The sequence below is a fragment of the Thermofilum uzonense genome (assembly GCF_000993805.1).
In the GTDB taxonomy this organism is placed as follows: domain Archaea; phylum Thermoproteota; class Thermoprotei; order Thermofilales; family Thermofilaceae; genus Thermofilum; species Thermofilum uzonense.
The window spans coordinates 1,105,215-1,131,808 of sequence record NZ_CP009961.1 but is presented as its reverse complement, the minus strand read 5'-3'; the positions used below and the strand labels follow the sequence as shown (position 1 = coordinate 1,131,808).

Genomic DNA, 26,594 nt, shown 5'->3' with positions numbered 1-26,594 from the left:
TCAGGTTCTTCCTAGAAAACATAAGGTTTAGTGGTGGGCTAGGTGGTCAAAGAGATAAAGGTCTTCCTACCACGCACACCCGAGGCACAGGCCATGCTGGAAGCCTTTAAGGCCGAGCTAAACGTTATACCGAAACAGCAGCGGCCACGCCTCGCGGTTAGGCTCTTAATGAATCTTAAAGACCCCTCTAAATACCAGGAATGGCTTGAAAATCTGGATGAGCTCTTCGGGGGCATCTATACGGCTGAGTTCAAGAAGTACGGGATCAGTGCCATTCCAGCAGTAGTGGTAGACGGTGAGAAGGTCGTTGAGGGCCGATATCTAGGCAGAGAAGAGATAAAACTCCTTATTCAGGGCTTATCGCCTGACCTCGCAAACATTCCGGCTCTAGAAAGCCAGCAGCCATTAGAACTCAAGCCCGTGCAACCAACTAAACCCCCCGTACAGGCCAAGCAACCCCCTCCCACAACCACCCCCGAAAAACCGCCAACGCCACCTGTCGTGGAAACACAGAAAGAACCACCACCTATAGAGCTCGCTCCTGTTGAACTAGAGGAAAAACCAATAAGACCTGCAAGGCCGCAGCCGAAAGCTATACAGCCTGAACAGCAGCCCCCTCCCAGGCAAACCGCTCCCCCCAAGTATCCAACCCCCCCTGTTTCCCCCGCCCCACAAGCCCAGCCATCTAGACCTCACCCCTCACCTACAGTTCAACCTCCAGTACAACAAACTCCACCCCCACAGCCTAAACCCGCGCCACAAATGCAGAGACAGGAGAAACCACAACCAGGCATAAGTGATCTAACAGGAACATGCTTTACTTGCGTATTCTACGACCAGGCCAAGAGTAGGTGTAAACTTCTACACGTCAACGTTCCAGATCCTACAAACCCCCCTTGTGGCAGACGCAAACCCCGCACCTAAGCAGCAATATTGAGGTAAACAAGGGCCAAAGCTTCAACCCTAACCCCAACCCAGACGCGACTAAACCTTTAAACATCCTTCTGTACAAATAATATAAGGGCGATTATGGAGCAGAATGACCTTCCATATGGTGTCCTAGTCGATTTCTACGAGAAAATCGAGGCGACAACAAGCAGGCTAGCCATGACAGATTATCTCGTGGCCTTGTTCAAAAAGACTCCCACCAATGTCTTAGACAAGGTTATATATCTAACACAGGGACAGCTACGACCGGACTACGAAGGAGTAGAGCTCGGCGTTGCCGAAAAGCTTACTTTAAGGGCAATCTCTAAGGCTAGCGGTGTCTCTCTCAAATCTGTCGAGGAACTCTACAAGAAAACCGGGGATCCTGGCTTAGTAGCGGAAGAACTCCTCTCTAAGCCCAGACAGTCCGCCGGTCTCTTAGGCTACATAGGAGAAGAAACTGGTAAACGTGAGTTGATGGTCTCCCATGTTTATAACTCGCTGATGAAGATAGCACTGGCTTCAGGGGAGGGAAGCCAGGATACAAAAATCAACACGCTTGCAAGCCTCCTATCAGATGCCTCACCGAAGGAGGCGAAGTATATCGTTAGGACAGTCACGGGTAAGCTTCGCCTTGGTATAGCTGACATGACAATTCTGGACGCCCTGGCTGTAGCCTTCACAGGCACAAAGTCGGCACGCGACGTTCTCGAGAGGGCATACACGCGGAGGCCCGATCTAGGCTTTATTGCGCGTACACTTGCGGAGAAGGGCTTAGAGGCTGTGAGATCGATAAGGATCGAGGTTGGAGTACCTATTCTCCCAATGTTGGCTGAGAGACTGGGTGATCCCGGCGAGATTCTAGAAAAGCTGGGAGGATCATGTCTAGCCGAGTTCAAGTATGACGGTGAACGTGTTCAAGCCCACAGGAAAGGTGATAAGGTCTGGCTTTTTAGCAGGCGTCTTGAAAACATAACAAGCCACTACCCAGACGTCGTGAACTTCATGTTAACACTAAAGGCAGATGAGTTTATAGTAGAGGGAGAAATAGTAGCTTATAACCCAGACACGGGAGACATGCTGCCCTTCCAGGAGCTCATGCACAGGCGCCGCAAGTATGATGTTAAGAAAGCGATGGAGGAGTACCCGGTTAGAGTATATCTCTTTGACATAGTCTACCTTAATGGAGAGGAGCTAATCGAAAAGCCCCTCCCGGAAAGAAGAAAAATACTTGAATCTATAACGCCACCGCGGGACGAGAACATACTCCTCTCCCAGGCTAAACTCGTTGATAATGTAAAAGACCTCATGCTCTTCTTCGAGGAGGCCATAAGCGAAGGATGTGAAGGAGTAATGTGTAAATCCACTGGGAATCAGAGCATATACCAGATGGGAGCTAGAGGCTGGTTGTGGATAAAGTTCAAGCGGGACTACAGGATGGAGATGACAGACACAGTGGACCTTGTCGTGGTTGGAGCTTTCCATGGTAGAGGAAAACGTGCCGGAACCTATGGAGCCCTGCTGATGGCAGCCTATGACCCTAACAGCGACACGTTTAAAACGGTTTGCAAAGTTGGCTCTGGTTTCACCGACGAGGACTTAGCAAACCTGCCAAAGCTCCTAGAGCCCTACAAAATCCCGCACCGTCACCCACGTGTGGTTTCAAAACTAGAGGCTGATGTGTGGTTTGTCCCAGCCGTTGTACTCGAGATTATCGGAGCGGAAATTACTCTGAGTCCTCTTCACACCTGCGCGCTCGGAAAAATAGAGCCAGATTCGGGTCTAGCAGTGAGGTTCCCCAGGTTCACGGGTCGTTATAGGTTTGACAAAAAACCCGAGCAAGCTACTACTGAGTCTGAGCTGATAGAAATGTATAAGTCCCAGAGGAAAACAGTGGTTCAGGCCTGATTACTCGGACGAGGATCTGGAAAGCATTTTATTCAAAGTCCAACGTAAAGTACTTTTGATCTCGTTTATGACCTTCTTGTCGCCATAGTTCCTTATTATAATCTTCTTTAAAACTCCCTTATCTTGGATGATCTCATAGTCAAATATCTCATCTGGAGCTTTCTCACCTTTCGCGACGGAGTCTTCGGCTTTTCTCTTGAATCCTTCCAGGACCTTTCTCAAAAAGAAAGACTCAAAAGGAGGCGTAGATGATTGAAATTCTTTTTCAAACAAAATCTCAATGATGTTGGGATATACGAGGATGCGTGCCAAATGTTCGCCTGTAGGGGTCGCGGTTATTACAGATTCTTCTATCGCCTCCCCTTTTTGCACCGGCGGAGATTGTCTTTGTTGCTCAACAGCGGGTTGGGGCCTAGATACAAGCTCTGAAGCCCTGATGAAACTCGCAGATGAGAGAGCTTGGTTGACGAGATTTAGCATCTCCTCAATAAGCTGTTCTTCGTGACGCAGTTCCTCAAGCCTTCTCTCGAGAAATTCCTTTATTTCTGCCAGTTTTTTCGTGTCTTCTCCCAATATCAACCCCTAATCTATAGGTGACAGGTCCACGTTATATTTTTGTTCTTATGTAACAAGTATAGTCTCCCAGGGTTCACTGCACGTAAGACAGAAATACATATTCTTCGTCCTTAAAAAAGTGGATCCTAAACTCGTCTTTGCCGTCTCAGGGAATGCCAGCATTGACGAGTACTATCTAGTGGATAGCATACCCAGAGCGGATGAGGCACAGGAAGCAAAAGACTACTTTCAAAGAGTGGGTGGTGCAGCCTCCAATGTTGCGGTGGCTATGGCGAAGCTAGGCGTAAAGGTATTTTTCATCGGCGCGGTTGGCGGCGATAAGCAAGGAGACTTCATACTCGATAATTTTTCAAGGGAGGGTGTTGATACGAAGTGGATAGTCAGATCTTCTAAACCAACGGGACGGGTAATAATACTGCTTGATTCAAATGGGGATAGGGCGATGGTCGCCCTTCGTGGAGCAAATACAGATTTAACTCCCGGCTTCCTGAATCTCGAGGAGGCTCTAAGAGGAGTTGAACACGTCCATTTAAGCAGCACGAAGCCTGAATACACGTCTTGGGTGTTCGAGATAGCTAAGAGTAAAGGAGTTACAACAAGCTATGATCCAGGAATGACGATAGCATCTAAAGGATTTTCATACGTTCGGGAAACGCTGAGGATGGTTGATATTTTATTTGTGAATAAAAGGGAATATGAAACCCTTGGACCTGAATACCTAGACTCACAGTTTAATGGGCTATTAGTTTTAAAAGAGGGTAGCTTGGGATCTCGTTTGCCTAAACTCGGCATTGGGGTTCCAGCGTTTAAAGTGCACGCTGTAGACACTACTGGGGCTGGAGACGCGTTTAATGCGGCATTTCTCGTTGCGTGGAAACTCGGCTTCTCCCTTGAACAGTGTCTCCTAGTAGCAAATGCTGCCGGCGCATTAAAAGCGACTCGGGTTGGGGCACATTCTTCACCTACGTTAAGCGAACTAAACGAGTTTCTAGTAAAAAATGGATATGAGCCACTAACACTTGTATAATTTTAAACTTTAGAGAGAGTAAAGTTCAATAATCTCGTCTGAGAGTGTAAAATGCTATGCGGGGAATTTTATGCAAAAGAATGACGTGAGTTGTTCCCCACTTTGCCCCTTCAAAGCTTTCACCTGCTACAAGAACGCTCTGATCTACAGGCGTACCAAGCGGGGACTTGAAGCTTTTTGTTCATGGACGGGCGATACTTGCATTGGATACAGGTGCCAGTTCGCTGGCTGTTCAAGGCACGCCCTGTTACCTGATGGAACCTGCAGGCTTAAACTGGAGATGGTGCAACCCAAAAAGACGGAAGAGGAGTTCTCTATCGAGGAAGAAGCGAAGGTCCTGGACAGGCAGGTCTATAGCAAGTTGCGGAATAAGCTCAAGAAGCTTGGATCTAGGGTGAACGACCTCGAATAGCGAAAAGTATAGGTTAGGCTCAAGAATATTTATTCTGTAAGAGGGGTGGACGAGTTGAAGTTGCTCCTTATCCATGCTAAAAGCTTCGAGTACGAAGCGCGCGAGAAAGCCCTCGAGGGTGCTGAGGATATTGACGGGCGCAGGGTTGGGAAGGCTGAAAACGCCTTAGTGGTATTCGTCACAGTCGAGGAGGGAGATTCTAGTGACCCCGGTGTTGTTAGTGCCGCGGTTAGGGAAATAGAAGATGTATTCAGAAGAGTAAAGGCTTCAGAGGTAGTGGTTTATCCCTATGCCCATTTGTCAGAGAATCTAGCTAGTCCCGGTGAAGCCCTGGCAATACTAAAGTCGATAGAGTCACAACTTTCAGAAAAGGGGCTAAAAACTCAGAGAGCACCCTTCGGCTGGTATAAGCGTTTCACACTTGACTGCTATGGACATCCTTTATCGGAGCTTTCGAGGAGTATAAGACCGGGAGAGCCTCCTAAGCGGGGTTTCGAAGACTTCGCGGTTATGTTCCCCGATGGTAGGGTAGTTAGTGTTGAAGAGCTTCCCAGCGGCCTCCCAGCGGACTTTGTAGCACTATTAGAGTCGGAGGTGTTTAAGCGGAGACGTGAAGGTGGGGAGCCTCAATTCCTCGAGTATTGTAAAAAGTTTGGATTTGAATGGGAGCCTATGAGTGACCTTGGTCATATGCGGTATGGACCTGAGGCTACAATAATGGTGGAGGCTGTTTCAGAATATGCTTGGCAAGTATGTCGTAGCTTAGGTATACCTGTATATAAGGTTAGAGGCACTAATACATTCAACTTGGAATACAAGCCGGTTCTTCAACATGCTCAACTATTTGGCGATAGGCTTTACCAGTTCGAAGTCGATGAAAAGAAGCTGGTCCTAAGATACGCTGCCTGTCATCAACAATTCGCGATGATCAAGGACTGGGAGATAAGCTATAGGGACCTGCCTCTAGGCATGTTAGAGATCGCCGACAGCTACCGCCTAGAACAGCCTGGAGAACTCCTTCTCTGCTTTAGGCTTAGAAAGTTCACGATGCCTGATCTCCACATCTTCTGCAGGGATCTAGCTCAGGCCCAGGAAGTCTCTTTCTTGGTTCATAGGAAGATATATGAGGAAATGAGAAGGCTCGGCAGAGACTACGTGAGTATATATAATCTCACAAGGTCATTCCTAGATGGACACAAGGAATATCTCAGGAAACTTGTAGAGATGGAGGGGAAGCCCGTACTTCTCCACTTTGTCCCTGAAGGCAAGTATTACTGGTTCCTGAACATAGAGTACAACATAATTGACGAGCTTGGTAGGCCTAGAGAAATAGGTACATTTCAGATAGATTTCGGTAATGCGGAGCGCTTCGGGATAACCTACACGGACGAGAAGGGTGAGCGGAAACACCCTGTCATAATACACACCGCTCTCATCGGATCCATAGAACGCTACATCTTCGCTGTCTTCGACACTGCTGCTCAAAAATCAAAGAGGGGAGAACAACCCTCCCTCCCGTTATGGCTTGCTCCTGTACAGGTAAGAGTTATCCCGTTCTCGAAAGAGTACCTCAAAAACGCGGATGAGGTCGCGGATAAATTTGAGAAAGAGGGTGTTCGCGTAGATGTTGATGACCGAGACGAAAGTGTCGGCAAACGTGTTCGCGATGCCGAAGTTAAATGGATCCCCTACGTGATTGTTATTGGCAAAAAAGAGGCCGAGACTGGCAAGCTGAGTGTGAGAATACGAGGTCAAGGACAGCTCGAAATGACCCTAGAGGAGCTAGTCGAAAGAATAAACAAGGAGTTACAAGGTTATCCCAAAGTCTCAGCCATGCTCCCAAGATATCTCAGCAAGAGACCCAGCTACAGATAACATAAAGCACTTCATGGTGCTATTGGTGGTTTTAGAGCTATCACTGAAGGATTTCTTATACCGTAAGACATTATTGTTGAAAATGCTTGAAGAGCGGCTTCCCGCAGAAAGTCAAAGGAAAGTTAAAGGTGATTACCATTCCAGGAAAAAACCTCGACCCTGCGGAGTAACAGTTCACAGCGTGATTGGCTGCAAGTACGGTTGCACATACTGTTATCTGCCTGAGATGGGGGTAAGCTTCTCAAACTACCACGTTTATGGACTCAGCGGAGACGAAATGAGTTATGCTCTACTGCTAAACCCCTACTTCCTGCCAGGCCGTTTTGGATCCCTTATAGCTATAGGAAGCGTCGGGGAACCATTCGTCGATGAGCATGCCTTCACACGGACACTGGAATACATACATTCATTCAGTAAGCATCTTGGAAATCCCACTCAGTTTTCAACAAAAGCAGCCCTCTCCGAGGCTCAGGTAAAGGCTTTGGCATCCGTGAAACTTCCAATAAGTCCTCTGGTTACAGTCGTTTCCCTGGCTTATTATCGTAAGCTTGAGCCCAACGCTCCAACTCCGGAGAAGCGTTTCGAAACCATACGCTTAATGAGAAAGAATGGTCTACATCCCTTGCTCTTTCTTAGGCCGCTTATACCCGGGGTAAACACTGAGGAGATCGAAGAGATAGTTGATGAAGCCAAGCAAGCCGGAGCCATTGGAGTTGTTATCGGTGGTCTACGAATAACACCTATGATTCTTGAGCGGCTGGAGAAGGCTGGCTTCCAAACCACGCAAATACGTGAAAGGGTTAAAGGGGTTCTAAGAAGGGGGGTACAGCTATCCGTAGATGTCAGTGATATAAAGAGGCAAGCCGTCGAAGTAGTACGGGAAAAGGGTTTAGTTCCTTTTCTCAGCGCGTGTTGTGCAAACAACTATACTGCTATGCTCTATGATGGTATACGCGCGCCATGCCCTGGCCTAGACTATATTGACGGAAGATTCTGCACTTTATGCCCCGTCCAATGCCCTAAAATAAAGACAAAGATTGATCCGGACGAGGCTCGTGAGATGATCGAGAAGATAGCACACACGCGTGTTCTTGAGCTAAATATAGACGACAAATATATCCGTGTCAAGCTGGAAGGAAAGAAGAACTTTTCATTGAAAGAAAAAATATTGATAGAAGTTGGATACAGGAGGAGGGTGCTGCTACAGTGAAAAACCCCATGCGAAACTTCTTCCAACGAGTTCTCTGGGATAAAAACATGGATAAAGGTAGTCTTCGGGTAAAGTTTATCTCGCGTGGAGTATCGGGGGAGCTAGATGAATTCACCGGGGAACAGATAAGGGAGGTTACAAGGGATGGGGTTGTAATCGTTGTTGATGGGAAAGATAAATTTATCCCTTTTCACAGGATAACAGAGATAACTTATAAAAATGGGAAGATAGTTTTCAGCAAACAAGGAGCTTTTTATGATTTTAAAGTGTGATTTAGAGCCCTTTCTCGGCCATGTACACCATTAAGTCTACTAGCCTGTTTGAGTATCCCCACTCATTGTCGTACCATGCGAAAACCTTTACCATGTCCCCTCTCTCTCCAACGACCTGACTTGCAGCTGCATCGTATATGGAGCTGTGCGGGTTCCCGATAATGTCCGTACTAACGATTGGCTCTTCTGTGTATTCCAGTATGCCCCTCAGTTCCCCTTCAGCATACCTCTTGAATGCTGAGTCCATTTCTTCCTTGGTGACAGGCTTCTTCAGTAATGCTGTAAAATCGACAATTGCTCCATCTGGGACTGGGACTCGGATAGCCATAGCCGTTAACTTACCCTTAAGCTCCGGATACACGTCCATTATAGACTTGGCTGCTCCAGTCGTAGTAGGAATGATGTTCTGTGCAGCAGCCCTTGCTCTTCTCAGATCCTTGTGGACAAGGTCAAGTATCCGCTGATCATTGGTATAAGCGTGTACAGTGGTCATCATGCCCTGGATAACTCCAAAACTCTCGTGGAGTACCTTTACAACGGGTGCGAAGGCGTTGGTAGTGCATGAAGCGTTAGATATTATGTGATGATTACGGGGGTCATACTGGGCGTGGTTTACACCCATAACTATCGTGATGTCGGGGTTCTTAGCAGGCGCGGAAATCACAACCTTTTTAGCTCCTGCTGAGAGGTGTTTGGAGGCGTTTTCCCTGTCCGTGAAAAGCCCTGTGGACTCTAAAACTATATCAACATTCATCTTAGACCATGGTAGCTGAGACGGGTCTTTGAAGGCAAGAACCTCTATTTCGTAGTCTTCTATCAGGAGCTTTGTATCCTTAACCTCAACTCTTCCCTTGAACCTCCCGAAGACGCTGTCGTACTTGAATAGATGTGCAAGAGTTTTGGTGTCAGATAAGTCGTTAACTGCGACTACGTTGAAAGTCTTAACGAACTTCTCGTTTTGAAGGGCGGCTTTAAGGAAATTTCTACCTATCCTACCAAATCCATTTATCGCTACTGTGTACTTCATATCCATTTTCGATATATTTCACGATGCAGTCTATTAAAGGGTTTTTTTACTATACGCTCATATTTATGACGATTAAAGCAGGCTCCGCCCTGCACGAGTTCCCCACCAGTCGGGCCTTCCGAGCCTCTTCATCGCCTAAGATGAAGTTGGATAGTCACTTATTATTTTACCGCCTTAATGCCCAGTCTAAAATTACCATTTTTGATTCGACAAATCCCTAAAACTTTTATAACAGATGGCAATATCCTCCATGATGCAGAGACGGGTAAATTCAGAAGGATGGCTGAGCGATCCTTCTCTTCGAGAAGTAGCCTCTAAGATAGCCGGAGAAATAATCATGTCCGACAACCCAGGAGCCGAGATGAGAAAATGGCGGGAAAAATTCAGTCTTACACAGGTGGAAGTGGCAACGCACATGGGGGTATCGGCTTCAGTGCTCAGCGACTATGAGAGTGGAAGACGAAAGTCTCCAGGCTCAAGGTTTGTTGCCAGGTTTGTGAAGAGTCTCATCATGAAGGACATCGAACGAGGTGGAATAGTTCTCTCCGGTCTCAGAAGGATCCTATTAGGCTCCGATCTTCTAAGGGAAGCAGTCCTAGACATGAGGGAATTCAGCATTCCACTCTCGATTGCAAGGTTTTGCGAGGCTATTGAAGCAGATTTAATTGTAGGGGCGGCTTTCATATCAACACCCATACTTGGCTATACTGTAGTGGACAGCATTAAACTGGTTCTAGACGTTCCGTCCTACGACTATATCAAGCTATATGGTGCAACGACTCAAAGGGCAGCTATTTTTACAAAGGTTGCTTATGGTAGGAGCCCGATGGTAGCAGTGAAGTCTATGCAGGCGGGTATGGGAGGCCTTAGACCAGCCCTGGTTGTTTTACATGGCGCGCGCAAGGTGGACGAGCTAGGGCTTGAAATTGCTAAACGTGAAAATATACCTCTAGCGGTAACTAGGATTGAGGATCTTAACGAGCTAATTAGTAGGTTGAGAGCAATAAAGTGAGAAAAACTACTCCACCTTTATCTTAAATCTTTCAACTTTTAGTGGTATCTCGATTTCAAGAATTCCCTTCTTGAGTGTTGCCTTTATCTTGTCCAGGTCTATATTTTCGGGTAAAGGAATTTCAAGCTTGTACCTTTGAAGCCCCTCCCGAAGGAAGGTGAACCCCTCCAACTTAAAAGGTTTAGAGAATAATGCCTCTATTTTCAACGTCCTTCCCTCCACTCTGACATCGACGTTATTCTTATCACGAACACCGGCCAGATCAGCCCATACAATTATCTTGTCTGATTCGCGTCGAACCTCGTATAGAGGAACTACTGTTTTCTCTTCGGGATGAAATAGCGGCTGCAACATCTCTTGTTCCATCCTAGCAAATTCGTCTCGAAGCCTCTTAAACTCTTTTAGCATTTCTTCAATTTCACGCCTTACCCATTCCTCCATTTTTCAGCCACCCCTTACACATAGAGTGCGGGGATCGTGTACTCATACTCTTTTCCTGTTCCTTTCATGCTCTCCATGGTTCTCTTCATAAGTTCCCGCAGCTTGAGCCTTATTTCCTCCTCTTGCTCTATAAGCTGTTTCACGTCCACGTCTTTTCCCGTAAGTTTTGAGAAGGCTTGTAGCGTGCTCGCAGATGCGCCTGGATCAGGATAATTAAGGAAGCATTCAGCGAGGAGGGCTAGGACATTAAGCCTATTTTTAAAAGCCTCCTTGATTATTTGGGCATAAATACCCCCTATGTATCCTTCCTGTATGGGGTCAATACCTTTGCTTCTAGCGTATTGTAATGCCTCGGGGTCGATCGACGCGGCGTAAGTCTTTGGGGTCTGTATGTTTAACCTGTCTTGAACCGCGATTCCTCCCAAAAGGAACAACCTTCCCGCCTTCTTTTCGAGGAGAGTAGAAACCAGGAAAGAAGACAGTTCGTGGATTGCTTGAGGGGGTATGGCCACGTCGGAGTGAATTACGAGTACAAAATCGTTTCCCTTATACCCGCCGTACACGCGTATAGGGAGAAGAGGTGAGGACTCATGAAACAGAATAACGGGAGGTATACTCGGCGAATCCACATAGCCTATATTCCTCAAACCCCACTGCTTAACAAGATGAGAAGTGGCTATGGGACCCACCAGTCCAACGTCCGGGAGACCTATAACAACTAAGCTGGGAGCAGGTATTTCCTCATAAAGAGAGAAGATCCACTCGGCTCTCATACAGATATATTGAAGTAAAAGTGAATATATTTGCTTTTGCTTTTTTGATAGAAGAGTGTTTATCTAGTTTGACCGTACTTCTTCAGGACCTCGACTACAGGTAGTGTTCCCTTTATTAAAAACTCGATAAGTGCACCTCCCCCAGTACTTACATGGGATATTTTTTCAGAAAATCCAAGCTTATCTGCCGCTGCTAGCGTGTGGCCACCCCCGATGAGCGTGAAAGCACCCGAGCTGACCATTGACTCAAAAACTTTCTTCGTCCCTATAGAAAAGCGATCGTCTTCGAAAATTCCCATAGGTCCATTCATAACCACTGTCTTGGCATTTTTAATTAAGCCTGAATATAGGTCGGCAGTCTTAGTTCCGATATCCTTTATAATGCCTCGTGCGGGTAACCTGGAAACTTCCACTTCTACTCTCTTACCGTCAATATCTAAGGCAAGGTCAACTGGGAGCAAAACACGATCCTTGTATTTGTCTAAAAGAATCTTCAACTCTTTCTCTAGGGATAAAAACCCTTTTTCCTCTAATATCTTAACGTTTTCTAAGCCTATATTGTATCCAGCGCTATGTAAGAGCAGATTAGCCACGAGGCCACCAGTCAGGATCTTGTCGGCTATATTTTCACCCAGAACGCTTTTTATAATCTCCGCCGTGTCCTCCGCTTTAGCCCCTCCAATAACGTAAACACATGGTCTCTCAGGGTTGTTTCTGACACGGTAAAGGGCGCGTAGTTCTCTCTCCATAACTCTGCCCGCAACGTAGTGTTTGACTACAGGAGCGAAGCCTACCAGTGAGGCATGGGGTCTATGCGCTGCAGAAAAGGCATCTACAACATAGACTTCAAAAAAGGGGGCTAGCCTTGCTACAAGCTCGCTTTTCGAATGTTCTTCGGGGGAAGCATTCTTTGTCTCGCCGTCCCAGTAGCGAACGTTCTCCAACACGAGGATTTCGCCCTCTTTTATAGATCGAATTTCCTCGACTGCCTTGTCCCCGAAAACGTCGGGTACAAACCTAACACGTCCCGGGAAGTACCGCTCCAGTATTTCAGCATGCTCCCGTAGGCTGGTAAAATCAGGGTCTCCCTTCCTGCCCTGGTGAGAAATCACAACAACCTTAGCTTTTTTCTCGACTAGTTCTCGAATAGTTGTCTCGGCGTGTACAGTTATCCTCGTATAGTCTAAGAGTTTTCCTGTCTTGGGGTCAATTGGTGAATTAAAGTCGGCGCGCACACCAACTGTTTTCCCTTTAACGTCAACGTCGTCGAGCGTCTTAATACCAAAACCTTCAAGCATGCATTTTCACCCTCGATTTAACTTATTCAAGCCTTGATATTTTAAGCTTCAGGAATAACGAATTTTAAAACATCGTTTAAACCGCTTCAAGAACTGCTGAGAGCACAGCAAGAGAGACCTCCAGGGTTATAACTGCTAGCGAATCGAATAAGTCTGCCCTCATTCTGCGGTAAACCAAATATGATTGGAGTAGTCCCTCCCCGCCGGCTATCGCAAGCGCTAGTAACTGAACAATGACCACTGACTCGGATAGAGAAGTGTAGAGTGCATTGTGACCTGTCGCTATGTATTCGGCCTTAATCGTATAACCAGCGTTGAATGAGATGAAGAGTACTGTTACAGGACCGGCAAAGGGAATATTGGACACAATCACTATAGGTGCGAAATCTGTGAAAAAATTCAAAATGGTTGTCTCGACATCTCCTGCTGATCTGAGTTTTTCATCGTAATTTAGAGCCTCCTTGTAGAGTCGCACGGCATCATCACTACTGATTTCCTGTGTATATCCAATAATCATCGCTAAGAGAATGAGCGCTAGCATTATCGTCGTTATTTTTATTCTGATTCTCCAGGATATCAAGTGGTCCCCCCGGTAACTAGTCTACAACAAATATATTCTTGTGCCACTCAATTAATGTGTTTGGGATGACAGATACGGATACATTTTTCAACATAGTAACCTGTTCCGGAGAAGTCTGCATAGAATTTGATTGCTCTGCTCGAAAATATGTCGAGGTTACTCTTGGCTTCAAGGTGGAAGAAGGGGAAGATGTGTGTTTTTCAAAAACGAGTTTTCAGGAAATCACGCGGGCTATTGAGTATCTCTTGTCGAAGGGATTACCTGAACACAGGATAGCCGTCGAAGGTAGACCTCTAGCTCTGGAATTCTCAAGACAACGTTCCTCCTCCATCCTTGTATGTCCCATTTGTGGTAGCACAAGAATTTCACCCCTTGGAGTCGCAGGCTTAACACCACCCTTATACGTGTGTGCAAACTGCGGATACAGAGGCGCACTTGTGCTTGAGGTTGAAGTCTAGTCCTTCTTCTCGCTTAGAGTGGCCAGCTGCTCTTTTAGACTGAAAAGCTCCCGTAGCAACCACGTGTCGTCTGTCATTTTTTTTGAATAACATATTGTCAGAAAGCCCTCGAACTGATTTCTCATGAGAAAGCGTAAAAGCATTGGATTATTATACTGAGAGGGTATGAGTATTGGGGCGGGTTCAGTTCCATCATAGTTTGAAATCTCTATATTCCTAGCGACTTGTAGATATCCTCTTATGCTTGATATAAAGGTCTCCGTAGAAGAGTACTTTTCCTGGACAAGAGAGAGTCCAAGAATCCCTCCCATGAAAGATCCGATTATACTAGAAATTTGTTTAAGATTTTCCGGCTTTTCAGGCTCAAGTAGAATTTTCACTTTATACATGGCCGCCAGCTCGTATATTCTCTCCAGAGTAGTACTACTCAAGCTTAGTGGTTTGGAAATAATTATGGTTCTACCTTTTGTTTCATCAGCTATAGTTATTATCTTCTCGAAGACTTCCTGATCAATTTCTCCTACAGATTCGAATTTCAGGGAAGCAATGTTGACGTCGTGATCGATAAAGACATCGGTAATGTCGCTGACACCCATGTCCGAGAAAAACTTGTAGGAGGATATGAGTTGAACCCAGACATGGGATGTCTCAAAACGCGACAAGCGGTTTGGCAGCTTTCCCAGTGACTCTTCATCTTCAACGCGTATGCCTACTGCGGGAACAACGTGTTGCATTCCAATACTTCAATTGTCAGTTAATCGTCATAGTTTTTATTATTTGTGTGTACGCCCCGGGCCAGGCGGGTCGTGTATATGGAGCTAAGGTTAATAACCTGTGACGCTTATGTGTGTTCACGTCTATGGAGAGTTCAGGGCAGGACATAGACCTTGATCAGATATACTCTGTAATAGGGAATCCTTATCTAAGGGCGATTATCAGAAAGATAGGAGAGTCCGGGGAAGCGTCCTTTAGCGAGTTGAAAGAGGCTATTAAGACCAGTACTGGAAACCTATACTATAATCTGGATAAGCTTTCAGGACTTGTTGAGAAGAATGAGAGACGCAAGTATGTGCTAACAGAGAAAGGCGTTAAGCTCTACAAATTCTTAACGGAAAACGAGGCCAGAGTTAAAAGTCTTCTATTAGAGAAGCGGGGGCTGTCCCTAGTTATTGAAAAATACATCTTACCGGTTATAGTTCCTGAAAACTTAGTTTCCTACATGTACTCGCAACCAGTTATTCCATTCTTAGCCTTACTCATTTATTTTACAACGGCAGCGGTGGCGACGCTTACGGGAAGCTACGTAGTCTTTGGTCTGGATCAACTATTTGTTCCGATAGTGTACAGGGAGGCACGTATAGTTTTGTGGATTTCAGGGATATCGTTAACACTATCTATTCTAGAATTTTCATCTCGCCTGTTGGGCGGAGATCCCCGGATAGGACTCGATTATTTCTCAAGCATGTTTCTGGCGACAATTCTACTCGCAATACCAGCCCTTGCAAACCTGGATATTATTCTAACAAATATTCTCTACAGAGTCGTTCAGGTTATTGTACTAGGGCTTCTAACAGCTATAATCAAAGTTTACAAGAAACTGCCAACAGAAAGAGCATTCATAAGCGTCTTCGTAGCCTATTATGCAAGCTTTACCCTGGCAATACTGGTTCAAAGGCTATTCTAAGAAAAGTTCCAGGAATGACCTTTCATGCCTAGAGACAAAGAGCTTGTAGAGCTTGTTTCTCCAATTGCTTTCCGGGCCGCTACAAGGGTCATAGAGAGAATTGAAGCTAAGTCGATATCCTTTGATGCAGCATTTCAGGAGACTATGCAAGAATTCAAACTCTCCGCTGAAGAGCAGAAGATATCTTTTCTTCTCGCGAAGAGAACGCTTGAAAACATTGGGCCACCCATCTACCTATTAAGGAAGAACAACAAACAAGACTTGCCTCTACGGAGAAAAGGAGCTTTTTATGTCGCTTTCTATTTAGCCTCCTCATCTCCCAGCTTCACACTAGATAGGATAAGAGCCCTAAGGGGTGGCCTTGTTAGCGACTCTCTACTTAACCTTCTAACACCTAGAAACTTAGATCGGCTTTTTAACGAGCTCGAGGAAATGCCTATTACGTTGCGTTTATCTTACAAGGAGAGCGTCCCACCTCTTATAGTGGAAACATTTCTCTCACGTTTCGGCGAGAAAGCAACCCCCGAGATATTAAAGTCTCTAAGATATCGGCAAGTGTGGGTTAGGCTGAATGATACTGAGAGAAAGGATTGGCTTGAAGACTACTTGAAGAGGAAAGGGTTCAGGTTTAGGCAAGATAAAGATTATCCATATCTTCTAGAGATTTTGCCGACACAGGAGATACCTCTTCCTTCTCTACCACCTGAAATTGCAACTTATCAGGACAAGGCGAGCATTATAGCAGTCGAAGCTCTCGTATCGCTTAGACTAAAAGGAGTAATAGTTGATTTAGCTGCAGCTCCTTGCATGAAGGCCTCATTACTTTGCCGTAAAATAGACCACGACGCAATTCTGTTGGTAGATATCTCAGAAAAAAGAACAAGAGCATGTATCGAAATAATGAAAGCTACAAACTGCAATTATCAAGTAATTAACTCAGATGGTAGATTTTTCTCGAGCTCAAAGCTCTTTAGCGCAGCCGTAGTCGATGCTCCCTGTACAAATAGCGGAGCTATATCGCGGGATCCCGGGCTAAGACTTGCTCTCTGGAGCTTAAGAAGGGAGGATCTAAGCAGAATGAAACAAGTCCAGCTAGAACTACTTACAAACGCTTTAAAACTTGTTCATCGTGGAGCCCTGGTTCTATACTCCACATGTTCTCTTTTCCCGGAAGAAGGAGAAGAAGTAATCTCTTCTCTGAAGATCCCGATCAAGCCACTTCAGCCATTCCTGCCGCCTAACATTGAGCGGACTATACACAAGACGTGCGGGTACTGTTATAGACTCTACCCACATGTTCATCGAACAGACGGTTTCTTCTTTTCTATTCTCTCCCCCCGATAAATACTTCTATCGAAGCGAAGAGACTCCTTTATAAAACAAACTGAAGGCTTGAATCTTACTCTTTTCTCAAAAGAATGAATGAGGGTGGAATTATCCTTTCACTTTTACATCTAGGGCATTTGCTCGGCATTCTGGCTGACTCCAGGTCACGGAAGATGTATCCACAGTCTAGACATGTCGGAGGACGCATGGCAAGGTAGGCTTTGCCCCCGGTTAGTCTTTTGATACTCTTGGCTACATGATTTATGTTGTTCAGTAACTGTTTAGCATCGCGTTCTTTTAAATTAAGTCGCAAGAGAAGCTCGTTTAAAGTGAACTCTACCCCCGGGTTATTGAGAAAAATTTCGATTAGTTTCTCACGTGTTGTCTTCTCTTCATTTTGACTCAAGGTTGACCACAGGCCTAAACTTTATGCCGTACTCGATGATTCCCTTCTCACCCTGCTCTCTGTACCTCCTGAATACCGCCTCGACGCGCATCCCCACTTGAACCTCTTCGGGCTCAACGTCAGTTATCTGTGCCGGGACAAGCGTGCCATCGTCTAGCCTAACCAGCGCCACCACATAGGGGGCTTGACCTGTAAATTCTGTTGGCGGTGTTCTAACAACGCTAAATGTCTCTATTGTACCCGTCTCAGGTAGCTTCTTAGCTTCCACATTGCTCGAGCCACATACTGGGCATATTCCCCGATAGGGGTAGAAGGTCTTGCCGCAGTCCTTACAGGTCCCTCCTATTAACCTGTACTTGTTTTGTCTCTCCCTCCATGCTCTCGGAACACTCCTCACATAGGCCATCTTATCTCACCCTTCTCACAACATTTATTGCAACAGTACCTCCAACACCACCAACACTTTGTGCCAAACCTATTTCAGGGTCAGGGACCTGATTGGCCCCTGCATCACCTCGCAACTGTGTTACAAGATCATAGATTTGGTATACGCCCGTTGCTCCAACAGGGTGTCCTCTAGCCTTAAGACCCCCCATGGTGTTAGTGGGAATCTTGCCGTCTTTCTCGAGCTGGCCCTCCTTTAGTAGCTTCCACCCTTCACCTTTCTTGGCAAATCCTAGGTCCTCCAGGTGAATAACGCCCAGCACTGTAAAAGCATCATGGACTTCCAATATGTCAATATCATTCACGTCTATCCCAGCCTGCTTAAATGCCATGGATCTTGCCTTCACTGTGGCAGAGAGCGTGGTCAGATCAGGCCTGTCATGGAGGCTTAAAATATCCGTGGCGAGGGCGCTACCTGCAAGCTCCACGAAAACATCCTTATTAAGTCTCCTAGCCTTTTCCTCCGAGCAAATAACTAGGGCGGCACTTCCATCTCCCAAAGGTGCGCTTTCAAGTAATCTTATAGGATCTGCTACAAGGGGTGATTTTAAGACATCTTCGAGGCTAACAGGCTTATTGTATTGGGCTAACGGGTTATTTGCTGCATACTTGTGGTCATGCACCGCGAAGAGCGCGATGTCCTCTTGTCTTACCCCAAACCTCCTCATATACTCTCTGTATACAAGAGCGTTTAAGGCTACAAACGAGAAGCCAGCAAAAGCGACGTACTCCTGATCCTCTGCCATTATCAAAGCACTTGTTGCATCACTGGTAGGAGCATCGGTTAACTTCTCCACGCCCACTGCTAGCACGCAGTCGTAAAGACCGGATTTAACAGCCAGATAAGCCGCGTGGACTGCTGCACCACCGCTGGCGCAGGCAGCCTCGACTTTGTTTGCTGCTACCCCGGGTAGCCCCAACCATGTGGCCAGCAGTGATCCCAAATGCTCCTGACCTTGTAAATAACCAGATGACATGTTTCCTACAAATATAGCTTGGATCTCCTTCTTCGATATTCCCGCATCCTGTATGGCCCTTAGTGAGGCTTCAGTCATCAGGTCGCGTATACCCTTTTCCCAGTGTTCGTCAATTTTCGTGGCGCCGATTCCGACGATATAGGCTTTTCCCAACTACATCACCCCTAGAATAAACCTTCTATATTTTAGGTAGAACGCATAATCAACATACTTTGCCCTCTTGATGTAATAACTGACACTAGGGGCTAAGGGTTTTCTCTCTACTATACCATCCTCAACGATGATGCTAAGTGCATCTGAGCCTGCACCGCTTCCAAATGATACAACGAGTATTCTCTCCCCGGGCTTCGCGTGATCCAACACGTTTGCCAGTCCCACAAGGGACGCTGCAGCATAAGTGTTTCCTATTTCTCCAGAGAGCAGGCCAAGCTTTAATTGTTCAGGAGTAAATCCTAGGATCTCCGCCATGCGCTGAGGAAACTTAACGTTTGGCTGATGAAATACCACGTAGTTAAAGTCCCCAGGTCTTAGGCCTGTTTCCTCCATCAGGCCTCTCGCCGCACCTTCTATGTGTTGAAAGTATGCTGGCTCTCCGGTAAACCTAAAAGTATGCATTGGAAATTTCTCCCCTTCTCGTCTCCAAAAGTCTGGCGTATCACTCACATAGCTATAAGTATGTTCGATAGTGGCCACACTCTCTCTTGACAAGGGGCCCAATAGATAAGCTGCAGCTCCAGCAGCTGCGGTATATTCAAGCTCGTCGCCTGGGCGGCCTTGCGCAGTGTCCGTCCCGATACCCATTCCATACTTTATCACTCCAGAAGATATAAGTGAGGCGACGCTAATAACGGCTGTAGTGCCTGCCTTACACGCGAACTCCATGTCTATGCCGTAAAGCTTTCGAGAGAGGCCCAGTGCCTCCGCGATTACTGTGGCCGAGGGTTTGACTGCATAAGGGGGGCTCTCGGAGCCAATATAGAGAGCCTCTACAAGTGAGGGGTCGATTCTCGCCCTTTTGAGAGCGTTTTTAGCTGCCTCATAAGCCATGGTTAGAGAGTCCTCGTCCGGTCCGGGGAGGCTCTTAGATTTTATGGGAGCTTTCTCACCACCCTTCGTGTGCACCCTCGCGATCTCCTTAGCCTCTATTCTGTAAACCGGGATATATGCGCCGTAACCGTATATCGATGCGATGCCTTTCATCTATGATCGGCCTCATCTTAGTGATTGTCGTATATTTCTTTTACGCTTGTTTAAATTTCACCACCCCAGCCCAAAGAGAAAGGGCGCTTCTGGAAAGTAAAATATCATGACTTGAATATTCTTTTAAGATCGCTCAGTATTTGTAGGCTGCTGCTTGTGCCTATCCTATCGACGCCTAATAGGTAAAAATACATTGCCTGAAGACCCGTTCGGATGCCGCCAGCGGCCTTTATCTTTGTCCCCGTCCCCTTTACTGCATCCCGCATAATCAGGATGTCTTCTGGCGTAGCCCCACGCGGACCAAACCCTGTGGATGTCTTTACAAAATGGACTCCTGTCGCGGCTAGGGCCTTTGAGACCTCGTAAATTGTTTTCTCTTCTAAATATCCAGTTTCAATAATTATCTTCAAAACTCCCCCATAGCTTCGCGTTACCTCAAGTAATCTTTTCACCTCTTCTAGAGCCTCATTGATCCTTCCACTCCTTACAAGAGAAATATTAATTACAGCGTCAACCTCGTCTGCCCCACTTTCAAAGGCCCTCTTGACTTCAAGCTCCTTAGCCTCAACGGGTGAGTTACCATGGGGAAAGCCCACCACCGTTACGACTTTAGTCTCGCCCCTAACTAGTTGCCTGGCTTGCTTTACAAAGAATGGTGGTATACAGCAAGCATAGAAACCGTACTCGTTTGCTTCTTTACAGGTTTTCTCAAGATCTGAAAGGGAGGCTTCAGGTCTCAGGTTCGTATGATCGATTAAGTGTTTTATTTCCTCCACTGGGTTTTCTAACTCCTCTAAACTTCGAGAAAAAAGCTTTAGCATAATGATTAATATTTTAAGCCTCCTCAAAAAGCTAGTGGTCTCTAATGTCTTGGAGGTCAGTAGCCCACATCTTGGGCTTATATAGGGTCTACGAGTATCTTCTAGAACAGGAAGTTAAAAGAGGCGACATTCCTAAACACGTTGCCTTTATACTGGATGGTAACAGAAGATGGGCTAGGGTCAGGAGGTTCCCACCTTGGTTTGGACACAGACATGGTGCCGAAAAGGCCGAGGAGGTTCTTGACTGGTGTTACGATCTTGGAGTAAAAACGGTGACCTTGTTTGTTTTGTCGACAGAGAATCTTAAAAAACGGAGTGAGGAGGAGATACGAGAGATTTTCAAGGTACTGGAAGAGAAGCTCGTGAAGCTTAGAGACTCGGGTGAGATCGAAAAGAGAAAGGTTCACGTGAGGTTTATAGGGGACAAGTCTCTTCTACCCTCTAGTGTTCGTGAGAAGATAGAGGATATTGAGAGAAAATCTTCGGTATACAGTGAAAGATTCTTGAATATTGCTATTGCCTATGGGGGGAGATGGGAAATCGTTGAGGCTGTTCGGAGACTAGTCAAGGACGTCAAGACAGGTAAGCTCGACGAGGATGAAATTAGTGAAGAAGTTTTTGCACGGTATCTTCTCACTGGTGACCAGCCACACCCGGATCCTGACCTCGTCATACGTACCAGTGGCGAGGAGCGAATAAGCAACTTTTTGCTCTGGCAGATTGCGTACTCTGAGCTCGTCTTCCTGGACGTATACTGGCCTGATTTCAGAAAGATTGATCTTCTGCGTGCTATAAGGATTTATCAATCGAGACATAGAAGGTTTGGAGGGTAAAGGTTACTGTATTTATACGTTAATTTTTTTAAACGCTGAGTATAGCACATATTGAGGAGTCGTGTCTTACAATATATATCAGTTTAATGGGTTCGACGAGTTGCTCAGGTATATTGAGGCTCAGATAGGAACCCTCCAAGATACACTACAACAGCTCGAGCAGAGGTATGAGAGCGTAAAAGTTAGAGCTGAGCGTATGAAAGCTTTAGAGCGTGTCCTAGAGGATCTTATAGGCGAAAAGCTTTCTTCTCTTAACGAGATCGATTTTATGGGTCTTAAAGTTGTAGTGAATGCAAGAGCTGTTGATGAGCTAAACGTTCTTGAGGAAACGATTGAGTCGCAGAAGGAGTCCCTGGAGGCGCTTTTACGTATCAGAGATATACTTTACAAGCTTAACAGTTCACTATCGTCAGAGGAAAAACTCTCGGGTATCACAATACTTGTTCAGACACTTAATGAGATACCTGTAAAACTGTTATTGAAGGAAACAGAATGATTAATGGAAAAACCTTCCTAGTGCTTCTTGTACTACTTCTTGCCTTAGCAGCTTACTCGTTTTCAGCACCGATGTATACAACAGCCACAATAGACTTTACAACAGCTTTCGAGGCCTTTTTACCCTATGGGAATAAGCTATTCGTCATGTTTACTAATGGAACTATCTCTAAAATAGACTTTGAAACCGGAAAAGTAAACTCTCGAATAATTTTTCCCTTCGGAGCTGATATTTCATGCTTAGCGACTAACGGCTCTGTTTTTGTGGTTGTCGACAGGACTGGGACGGTTGTCATTTTAAACTCTTCTAGTCTTCAAGTCTTAGCCTCCTTAAATGCCAAGGCTAAGAGTGATGAGATCGAAGTCGCTCGTTGCGCCCTAAGCGCTGATGGAAGATTTCTTGCCATGAGCATGATTTATTCAGTCGAGAAGGTCAAACTTGACAGACTGATAGTTCTAGATCTTAAGAGAAACCTCCGCATATTTGAAAGAGATGTAAATTCCCGGGACGTTCTCGTGAGGATATTTTCAATGGATTTTTCCAATAACTTTCTTGTCGTTGAGACCATAGATACTCTATGCGAGCTGTGCCAGCTTACAGATAACAGGATCGAGGTATACAGGGTGTCCGGAAACGGAGTGGAGAAGGTAGCTACACAGATAACAGGTCTAACCTCGAAAGCTATCGGGAACAATTTTATTTTGTTCCAAAAAGTTAAGGACGAGAACGGTCTCCACAACACCTCAATACTCACATTACCTAACCTTCAGCTAAGGGCCACAAAAATGATGCCTCCTATAAAACAGATGATTCCTCTTAAAAACGGTTTTGCTATAATCGGATCCGATGGCATCCTAAGTCTGTGCACATACAACCTTGAATGCAACAGTGTACTTAAACTACCAGCTTCACGTTCTGTTAACCTAGTCACAGATGACGGGGTTGCTGTGTTCACTGTTAGTGACGTGACTTTCTATACATTCGACAGGAAAGGCGCTCCAACTCTCCAGATGAGACAACAGGTTAACTGGAGCAGCGTTCCTTTTGATCCGGAATCTGGAAAAAACACAGAAACCTTATATGTTGCAGCTTACGGTAGCAGGAGACTAGTCGTTATATATCCACTCACACGTGCTCTTTTTTATTTAAGGGTTATTGACAGTGAGGGAACCCCCGTCTCTAATGCTACAATAATTTTATCTGATTCCTCTAAAACCCTTACACTTTTCACGAATTCTACAGGTTATGCTACAGGTCTAATACCAATAGGTAATTATACTGTTGAGATACTGAAACAGGGATACTCGCAAAACACCTTCACACTACAGCTAGCTCAACCTATCATGTATATGACTGCGACGTTGTCCAAAGAACCCCCTAAAAGGGTTACACTTACGTTTAATGTTACAGACGAAAACGGGAAACCCATTCCCGGTGCGAAAATAACAGTAAAGGGACCTGAAACCTATGAATTATGGACGACGGCTCAAGGCATCACCATGGTTGAGGCTCTAAAAGGAAACTATTCAGCGACCATTGAGGCTCCGCTATACCAGTCTAGAATCCTCGACATATCTCTCAAGACACCATTAACGCTTAAAGTGACGCTTAAACGTTTAACATTTAACTTAATAGTGAAATCCACACAAAACTCTACTGGTAGGATTGCGGTCACAAGGTTGGACGAGGCTTCGGATACCATTTTCCTTGATATACAACCATCTTCGATGTACGTCAAGACGCTTGAAGCCGGATCCTACCAGCTGTCAATTACTGGTTTCCCGGAAGGGCTCCGATGCACTCTAAATAATACAAGTAATATATTAGTGAATTGGCGGGAAGGTATAAAGGAAATATTCATCAATTATTCCTGTGTCAGACTGGAAAATGTTAATTTGGTCTCAGTAGAGCGTGTATTACAGGTTCTTTCAAACGAGACAATAGCTAGTAGAAGACTGAATAAAACGCTAAGCCTCGGATATGTGACTATTCTTGGAGGCAGTAATCTCGACTTATCGTATCTATCCCATGACAAGATACTGATAATAGAGCTGTTCTATACTCAATGCACAGGCTGTAAATACCTGCTTCCGACACTTAAACTGCTCTCGAGTCAGAACGACACAGTGGTAGTATCTCTCACCGTATCCCCATCAGATACCCCCGAAATGCTTCGAAGATATTCTATTGAGAATAACATCACTTGGCCCCTGGGGATCGACAGTCTCAACGTTAGAGCTCAAGTTAATGCCTCAAGTTTTCCCACAGTTCTAGTAGTTAAAGATGGGAAGCTCATCTTCATGGGAATAGGCGCGCGAAAGGAACTCGAAGAAACAAAAGCAAAATACTCTTTTCTCTTCAACTCAAGTTCCATACCGTTAAACTTTATCACGAACAAATCCGTCTTACCAGAAATGTTAATATTGTCGGGAACTCTAATTATTCTGTTCGCATTGGTCCAGGGTGATTCAAGTGCCGGTAAGGAGAGAGAAGATGAAACGCATAGTTTCGGCTCTTATAGTGGCGATGTTTATCCTATCAGTGATAGCTTACGTCGCGACGACACTGAAACCCTAGAGTTAGACGCAGACTACTTTAATGAAGACTATAACGCATACTGAATTTTTATAGCGGATGCCTCTCAGGTAGCTTTAGGATAAATGCAGCAATAGTTGTGAAGAAGGGAACTGTGAGATTATCTTCAGGGGAGAAATACTCTGAGAGCGTAGCTACCGCTGAAACTAGAATGCTTTGAAGCACCGGAACTCCGAGACTCATGAGTATTATTGCAAAGGAGAGAAAAGCTATTGCCTCGCCACCCATGGTTTTACCTTTATTCCAAATCAAAAGGCTGGACATAGACGCCAAGACATCTACAACTGCCAGCGCAACTATCCCGTAGAATGCATGGCTGGGGTCAACGAGAAGGCTTGACGTCGCCCCGATTATTCCGTAAAGAAGTCCAACGTAACCTTCTCTTTTCTCGTAGTCTCTTTCTAGCAGTGAAAGCTGCTTCTCGACAAAACTATGAAAATCTGTGAGAATCTCCTCTAGTATCGATATTGGCATTTTAGCTATGTCTCCAATACTCTCCGCAAATCGGTGTAGTTCATCTCGTAACGCGTTTATCTCTAAGGTAAGTTTATCTTTCTTCACCACAACGCTGTTTATAAATGCTGCCAAGAAGAGTCCAAGCGAGTAGTAACTATAGGGATTTAGAGGAGGAGGAAGCTTGAAGTAAAAAGGGGCAAATAAGAGAAGACTTAAAGCGACGTGAACAATCTTCCTATAAATTTCGCGCCAGGTGGTGCTCACTTAGATCGCCTCAAATTTGTAGGATATTACTCTGAAGTTAATGTCTGCGAGCTTTTTCAGGAGTTGTGACTCAGGTAATAGAATTCCTTCTCTGAATAGGATAAACTCGTTCTCGATGCTTAGGGGGTTGTTCTGGTTTATTCTCCAAAATACATGTGCTCTTTTATCGACTGAGAAAACCTTCATTAGAAGACAGAGTTTTTGCTCCTTAATTTTTTCATTGCATGCAAATAGATACTCGCTAAAGGGAGTCAAAGGCTCACGCCTGTTGCCGTAAAACTCAATAACCTTATCTTTTGGAACTTCAAGTATCCGCGTCCCGTCCCTTGTGAATGTCTCCTTGAATACCCTGGTCACTATAATGTCTAGGAAATCATCCAATGTGACATTGTCTCGTATAGTGTAGAAAGGTATTTTTACTTCTTTCTTTGCTAAAACTTCTCTGGTTACACCATCGCTGAACACAAGCATGTTTCTATATGGTACGCCTGTCACCTTTGTAAACTTCAAATCGGACTTATGAGCACACTTACGGCAAAGAGACCATTTTTCAGGGATATGTACGATCCTCCCACAGCTAGAACACTTCTTCCATACCCCGTTAATGAAACGCCACTCGACTTTTACTTCACCACTGCTTGATACATCTATTATAGCGTAGTTGCCTATAGGCTCGCCGGACTTCAAAAGCCGGTCAAGTCGAGCGACGTTCACGTACAGTGTTCCGTTATGTTCTATTTCCAATCCTCCAAAGCTGTGGCTGTGTCCAAAGATGTGAACATTAGGGCGATAATAGTCTATCAGATAGTTTATTTCAATAACTCCTGCATGCGGTGAATGATGATAGCTGTCTATTACTTTACCCTTATCGAGTATGCTGAAAGGAGGGTAATGGGTAACAAGTATGATTGTTTTGACCTGATGCTCGAGCCTGAAGGGCTCCGCGCTCCTACCATGCCCGACGAGAGCTATATCGTTTAAATATATTGGACCTGTTGCGTCAAGGTTGAAGACTTTTGGGACGTCACAGTCGTCTTCAACATCCCAATTTCCCTTAACATAATAGACGGGTTTCTGTAAAACCCTAGATATCTTAGCTAGAATTCTACACATGCTCCCGGGTCTCTGGGGATTTCCTATGTCTCCTGCGGCTACTATAATATCATATGAAACGTTGTCCCTCTTAACCCATTCTAGGAACTTATCAACTATATCCTCCTTGCCATGGACGTCGGAAAGTGCAAGTAGACGTATCCTCCCCATATCTTAGCACCAAGCAAGCCACACATTAACGCG

The 26,594-nt window shown here is 45.4% G+C and carries 28 protein-coding genes; 14 read left to right on the top strand and 14 right to left on the bottom strand.

Translation table 11 applies throughout. The annotated features are described in order from the left end of the window. The first annotated feature begins 42 nt into the window (after positions 1-42). Both MA03_RS05805 and MA03_RS05800 read left to right on the top strand, forming a co-directional pair. Complete coding sequence (locus tag MA03_RS05805; RefSeq protein ID WP_052884361.1) at positions 43-924, top strand: thioredoxin domain-containing protein; 882 nt, start codon at positions 43-45, stop codon at positions 922-924. Between the two features lie 105 nt (positions 925-1,029). After that, positions 1,030-2,835, top strand: coding sequence for an ATP-dependent DNA ligase (locus MA03_RS05800; RefSeq protein WP_052884360.1), 1,806 nt, complete (start codon positions 1,030-1,032; stop codon positions 2,833-2,835). Here the strand turns inward: MA03_RS05800 and MA03_RS05795 are convergent, their stop codons facing one another. Then, positions 2,836-3,408, bottom strand: a complete 573-nt coding sequence (locus tag MA03_RS05795; protein ID WP_191118455.1) for a hypothetical protein — start codon at positions 3,406-3,408, stop codon at positions 2,836-2,838. Between the two features lie 121 nt (positions 3,409-3,529). On the opposite strand from MA03_RS05795, the gene MA03_RS05790 reads away from it, so the two are divergent. From MA03_RS05790 to MA03_RS05775, 5 genes are all read left to right on the top strand, one after another. Beyond that, positions 3,530-4,438: a carbohydrate kinase family protein gene (locus MA03_RS05790; protein ID WP_052884358.1), complete on the top strand. Its 909-nt coding sequence runs from the start codon at positions 3,530-3,532 to the stop codon at positions 4,436-4,438. Positions 4,439-4,523: 85 nt separating this feature from the next. Beyond that, positions 4,524-4,850, top strand: coding sequence for a hypothetical protein (locus MA03_RS08715; protein WP_219731627.1), 327 nt, complete (start codon positions 4,524-4,526; stop codon positions 4,848-4,850). 54 nt (positions 4,851-4,904) lie between these two features. Next, entirely contained in the window at positions 4,905-6,725 is a 1,821-nt protein-coding gene (locus MA03_RS05785; RefSeq protein ID WP_052884922.1) for a threonine--tRNA ligase, read from the top strand. A gap of 25 nt (positions 6,726-6,750) precedes the next feature. Continuing rightward, on the top strand, positions 6,751-7,935 hold the full coding sequence (locus MA03_RS05780) for a radical SAM protein (RefSeq protein WP_191118453.1): 1,185 nt from the start codon (positions 6,751-6,753) through the stop codon (positions 7,933-7,935). 8 nt (positions 7,936-7,943) lie between these two features. Beyond that, positions 7,944-8,207 (top strand): DUF504 domain-containing protein, encoded by a 264-nt coding sequence (locus MA03_RS05775; RefSeq protein WP_257719677.1) that lies wholly within the window; start codon positions 7,944-7,946, stop codon positions 8,205-8,207. Position 8,208: 1 nt separating this feature from the next. Here MA03_RS05775 and gap read toward each other — a convergent pair whose 3' ends face one another. Further along, the gene (gene gap, locus MA03_RS05770) at positions 8,209-9,234 is read right to left on the bottom strand and encodes a type I glyceraldehyde-3-phosphate dehydrogenase (RefSeq protein WP_052884921.1); all 1,026 of its coding nucleotides are present in this window, start codon (positions 9,232-9,234) and stop codon (positions 8,209-8,211) included. A 253-nt stretch (positions 9,235-9,487) separates the two neighbouring features. Here gap and MA03_RS05765 point away from each other — a divergent pair, with 253 nt between their 5' ends. Continuing rightward, positions 9,488-10,246, top strand: coding sequence for a helix-turn-helix domain-containing protein (locus MA03_RS05765; RefSeq protein WP_191118452.1), 759 nt, complete (start codon positions 9,488-9,490; stop codon positions 10,244-10,246). A 6-nt stretch (positions 10,247-10,252) separates the two neighbouring features. Here the strand turns inward: MA03_RS05765 and MA03_RS05760 are convergent, their stop codons facing one another. From MA03_RS05760 to MA03_RS05745, 4 genes are all read right to left on the bottom strand, one after another. Beyond that, positions 10,253-10,687: an Hsp20/alpha crystallin family protein gene (locus MA03_RS05760; RefSeq protein ID WP_052884355.1), complete on the bottom strand. Its 435-nt coding sequence runs from the start codon at positions 10,685-10,687 to the stop codon at positions 10,253-10,255. 14 nt (positions 10,688-10,701) lie between these two features. Further along, positions 10,702-11,460 (bottom strand): proteasome assembly chaperone family protein, encoded by a 759-nt coding sequence (locus MA03_RS05755; RefSeq protein ID WP_052884354.1) that lies wholly within the window; start codon positions 11,458-11,460, stop codon positions 10,702-10,704. Between the two features lie 59 nt (positions 11,461-11,519). Then, positions 11,520-12,758: a phosphoglycerate kinase gene (locus MA03_RS05750; RefSeq protein ID WP_052884353.1), complete on the bottom strand. Its 1,239-nt coding sequence runs from the start codon at positions 12,756-12,758 to the stop codon at positions 11,520-11,522. A gap of 76 nt (positions 12,759-12,834) precedes the next feature. Next, a complete protein-coding gene (locus MA03_RS05745; RefSeq protein ID WP_191118451.1) occupies positions 12,835-13,338 on the bottom strand; it encodes a hypothetical protein in 504 nt (167 codons plus the stop codon). A 65-nt stretch (positions 13,339-13,403) separates the two neighbouring features. On the opposite strand from MA03_RS05745, the gene MA03_RS05740 reads away from it, so the two are divergent. Continuing rightward, entirely contained in the window at positions 13,404-13,796 is a 393-nt protein-coding gene (locus MA03_RS05740; RefSeq protein ID WP_052884351.1) for a hypothetical protein, read from the top strand. Here MA03_RS05740 and MA03_RS05735 read toward each other — a convergent pair. Next, entirely contained in the window at positions 13,793-14,530 is a 738-nt protein-coding gene (locus MA03_RS05735) for a hypothetical protein (RefSeq protein ID WP_052884350.1), read from the bottom strand. The genes MA03_RS05740 and MA03_RS05735 overlap by 4 nt on opposite strands. A gap of 125 nt (positions 14,531-14,655) precedes the next feature. On the opposite strand from MA03_RS05735, the gene MA03_RS05730 reads away from it, so the two are divergent. Together MA03_RS05730 and MA03_RS05725 are read left to right on the top strand one after the other, a co-directional pair. Beyond that, the gene (locus MA03_RS05730; protein WP_052884349.1) at positions 14,656-15,480 is read left to right on the top strand and encodes a winged helix-turn-helix domain-containing protein; all 825 of its coding nucleotides are present in this window, start codon (positions 14,656-14,658) and stop codon (positions 15,478-15,480) included. 24 nt (positions 15,481-15,504) lie between these two features. Further along, positions 15,505-16,824: an RsmB/NOP family class I SAM-dependent RNA methyltransferase gene (locus tag MA03_RS05725; protein WP_052884348.1), complete on the top strand. Its 1,320-nt coding sequence runs from the start codon at positions 15,505-15,507 to the stop codon at positions 16,822-16,824. A gap of 55 nt (positions 16,825-16,879) precedes the next feature. On the opposite strand, the gene MA03_RS05720 is transcribed toward MA03_RS05725, so the two are convergent. The 5 genes from MA03_RS05720 to deoC form a co-directional block, all read right to left on the bottom strand. Beyond that, positions 16,880-17,212: a hypothetical protein gene (locus MA03_RS05720; protein WP_052884347.1), complete on the bottom strand. Its 333-nt coding sequence runs from the start codon at positions 17,210-17,212 to the stop codon at positions 16,880-16,882. Further along, the gene (locus tag MA03_RS05715) at positions 17,199-17,618 is read right to left on the bottom strand and encodes a Zn-ribbon domain-containing OB-fold protein (protein ID WP_052884346.1); all 420 of its coding nucleotides are present in this window, start codon (positions 17,616-17,618) and stop codon (positions 17,199-17,201) included. Before MA03_RS05715 ends, MA03_RS05720 begins: the two co-directional genes overlap by 14 nt. Position 17,619: 1 nt before the next feature. After that, positions 17,620-18,786, bottom strand: coding sequence for a thiolase domain-containing protein (locus MA03_RS05710; protein WP_052884345.1), 1,167 nt, complete (start codon positions 18,784-18,786; stop codon positions 17,620-17,622). Further along, a complete protein-coding gene (locus tag MA03_RS05705; protein WP_052884344.1) occupies positions 18,787-19,833 on the bottom strand; it encodes a hydroxymethylglutaryl-CoA synthase in 1,047 nt (348 codons plus the stop codon). Between the two features lie 104 nt (positions 19,834-19,937). Beyond that, complete coding sequence (gene deoC / locus MA03_RS05700) at positions 19,938-20,654, bottom strand: deoxyribose-phosphate aldolase (protein ID WP_052884343.1); 717 nt, start codon at positions 20,652-20,654, stop codon at positions 19,938-19,940. Positions 20,655-20,698: 44 nt separating this feature from the next. On the opposite strand from deoC, the gene uppS reads away from it, so the two are divergent. The 3 genes from uppS to MA03_RS05685 all read left to right on the top strand — a co-directional run bounded on the left by uppS (position 20,699) and on the right by MA03_RS05685 (position 24,604). Then, positions 20,699-21,487 (top strand): polyprenyl diphosphate synthase, encoded by a 789-nt coding sequence (uppS, locus tag MA03_RS05695; protein ID WP_052884342.1) that lies wholly within the window; start codon positions 20,699-20,701, stop codon positions 21,485-21,487. 61 nt (positions 21,488-21,548) lie between these two features. Then, the gene (locus tag MA03_RS05690) at positions 21,549-21,983 is read left to right on the top strand and encodes a hypothetical protein (RefSeq protein ID WP_052884341.1); all 435 of its coding nucleotides are present in this window, start codon (positions 21,549-21,551) and stop codon (positions 21,981-21,983) included. Further along, positions 21,980-24,604: a carboxypeptidase regulatory-like domain-containing protein gene (locus MA03_RS05685; protein ID WP_052884340.1), complete on the top strand. Its 2,625-nt coding sequence runs from the start codon at positions 21,980-21,982 to the stop codon at positions 24,602-24,604. The genes MA03_RS05690 and MA03_RS05685 overlap by 4 nt, the downstream gene beginning before the upstream one ends. A gap of 4 nt (positions 24,605-24,608) precedes the next feature. Here MA03_RS05685 and MA03_RS05680 read toward each other — a convergent pair whose 3' ends face one another. Together MA03_RS05680 and MA03_RS05675 are read right to left on the bottom strand one after the other, a co-directional pair. Further along, positions 24,609-25,298 carry a diacylglycerol/polyprenol kinase family protein gene (locus MA03_RS05680; RefSeq protein WP_052884339.1) on the bottom strand — a complete coding sequence of 230 codons (690 nt, stop codon included), beginning with the start codon at positions 25,296-25,298 and terminating at the stop codon, positions 24,609-24,611. Continuing rightward, positions 25,299-26,561, bottom strand: a complete 1,263-nt coding sequence (locus MA03_RS05675) for a metallophosphoesterase family protein (RefSeq protein WP_052884338.1) — start codon at positions 26,559-26,561, stop codon at positions 25,299-25,301. It abuts the gene before it with no gap. Positions 26,562-26,594 lie beyond the last annotated feature (33 nt).

Excerpts from the sequence above, each read along its gene's own strand:
- deoC (WP_052884343.1), bottom strand. The coding sequence starts at position 20,654 with ATGCTAAAGCTTTTTTCTCGAAGTTTAGAGGAGTTAGAAAACCCAGTG.
- uppS (WP_052884342.1), top strand. The coding sequence starts at position 20,699 with ATGTCTTGGAGGTCAGTAGCCCACATCTTGGGCTTATATAGGGTCTAC.
- MA03_RS05735 (WP_052884350.1), bottom strand. The coding sequence starts at position 14,530 with ATGCAACACGTTGTTCCCGCAGTAGGCATACGCGTTGAAGATGAAGAG.
- MA03_RS05715 (WP_052884346.1), bottom strand. The coding sequence starts at position 17,618 with ATGGCCTATGTGAGGAGTGTTCCGAGAGCATGGAGGGAGAGACAAAAC.
- MA03_RS05675 (WP_052884338.1), bottom strand. The coding sequence starts at position 26,561 with ATGGGGAGGATACGTCTACTTGCACTTTCCGACGTCCATGGCAAGGAG.
- MA03_RS05775 (WP_257719677.1), top strand. The coding sequence starts at position 7,944 with ATGCGAAACTTCTTCCAACGAGTTCTCTGGGATAAAAACATGGATAAA.
- MA03_RS05725 (WP_052884348.1), top strand. The coding sequence starts at position 15,505 with ATGCCTAGAGACAAAGAGCTTGTAGAGCTTGTTTCTCCAATTGCTTTC.
- MA03_RS05800 (WP_052884360.1), top strand. The coding sequence starts at position 1,030 with ATGGAGCAGAATGACCTTCCATATGGTGTCCTAGTCGATTTCTACGAG.
- MA03_RS05755 (WP_052884354.1), bottom strand. The coding sequence starts at position 11,460 with ATGAGAGCCGAGTGGATCTTCTCTCTTTATGAGGAAATACCTGCTCCC.
- gap (WP_052884921.1), bottom strand. The coding sequence starts at position 9,234 with ATGAAGTACACAGTAGCGATAAATGGATTTGGTAGGATAGGTAGAAAT.
- MA03_RS05760 (WP_052884355.1), bottom strand. The coding sequence starts at position 10,687 with ATGGAGGAATGGGTAAGGCGTGAAATTGAAGAAATGCTAAAAGAGTTT.
- MA03_RS05765 (WP_191118452.1), top strand. The coding sequence starts at position 9,488 with ATGCAGAGACGGGTAAATTCAGAAGGATGGCTGAGCGATCCTTCTCTT.
- MA03_RS05740 (WP_052884351.1), top strand. The coding sequence starts at position 13,404 with ATGACAGATACGGATACATTTTTCAACATAGTAACCTGTTCCGGAGAA.
- MA03_RS05730 (WP_052884349.1), top strand. The coding sequence starts at position 14,656 with ATGGAGAGTTCAGGGCAGGACATAGACCTTGATCAGATATACTCTGTA.
- MA03_RS05685 (WP_052884340.1), top strand. The coding sequence starts at position 21,980 with ATGATTAATGGAAAAACCTTCCTAGTGCTTCTTGTACTACTTCTTGCC.
- MA03_RS05750 (WP_052884353.1), bottom strand. The coding sequence starts at position 12,758 with ATGCTTGAAGGTTTTGGTATTAAGACGCTCGACGACGTTGACGTTAAA.
- MA03_RS05705 (WP_052884344.1), bottom strand. The coding sequence starts at position 19,833 with ATGAAAGGCATCGCATCGATATACGGTTACGGCGCATATATCCCGGTT.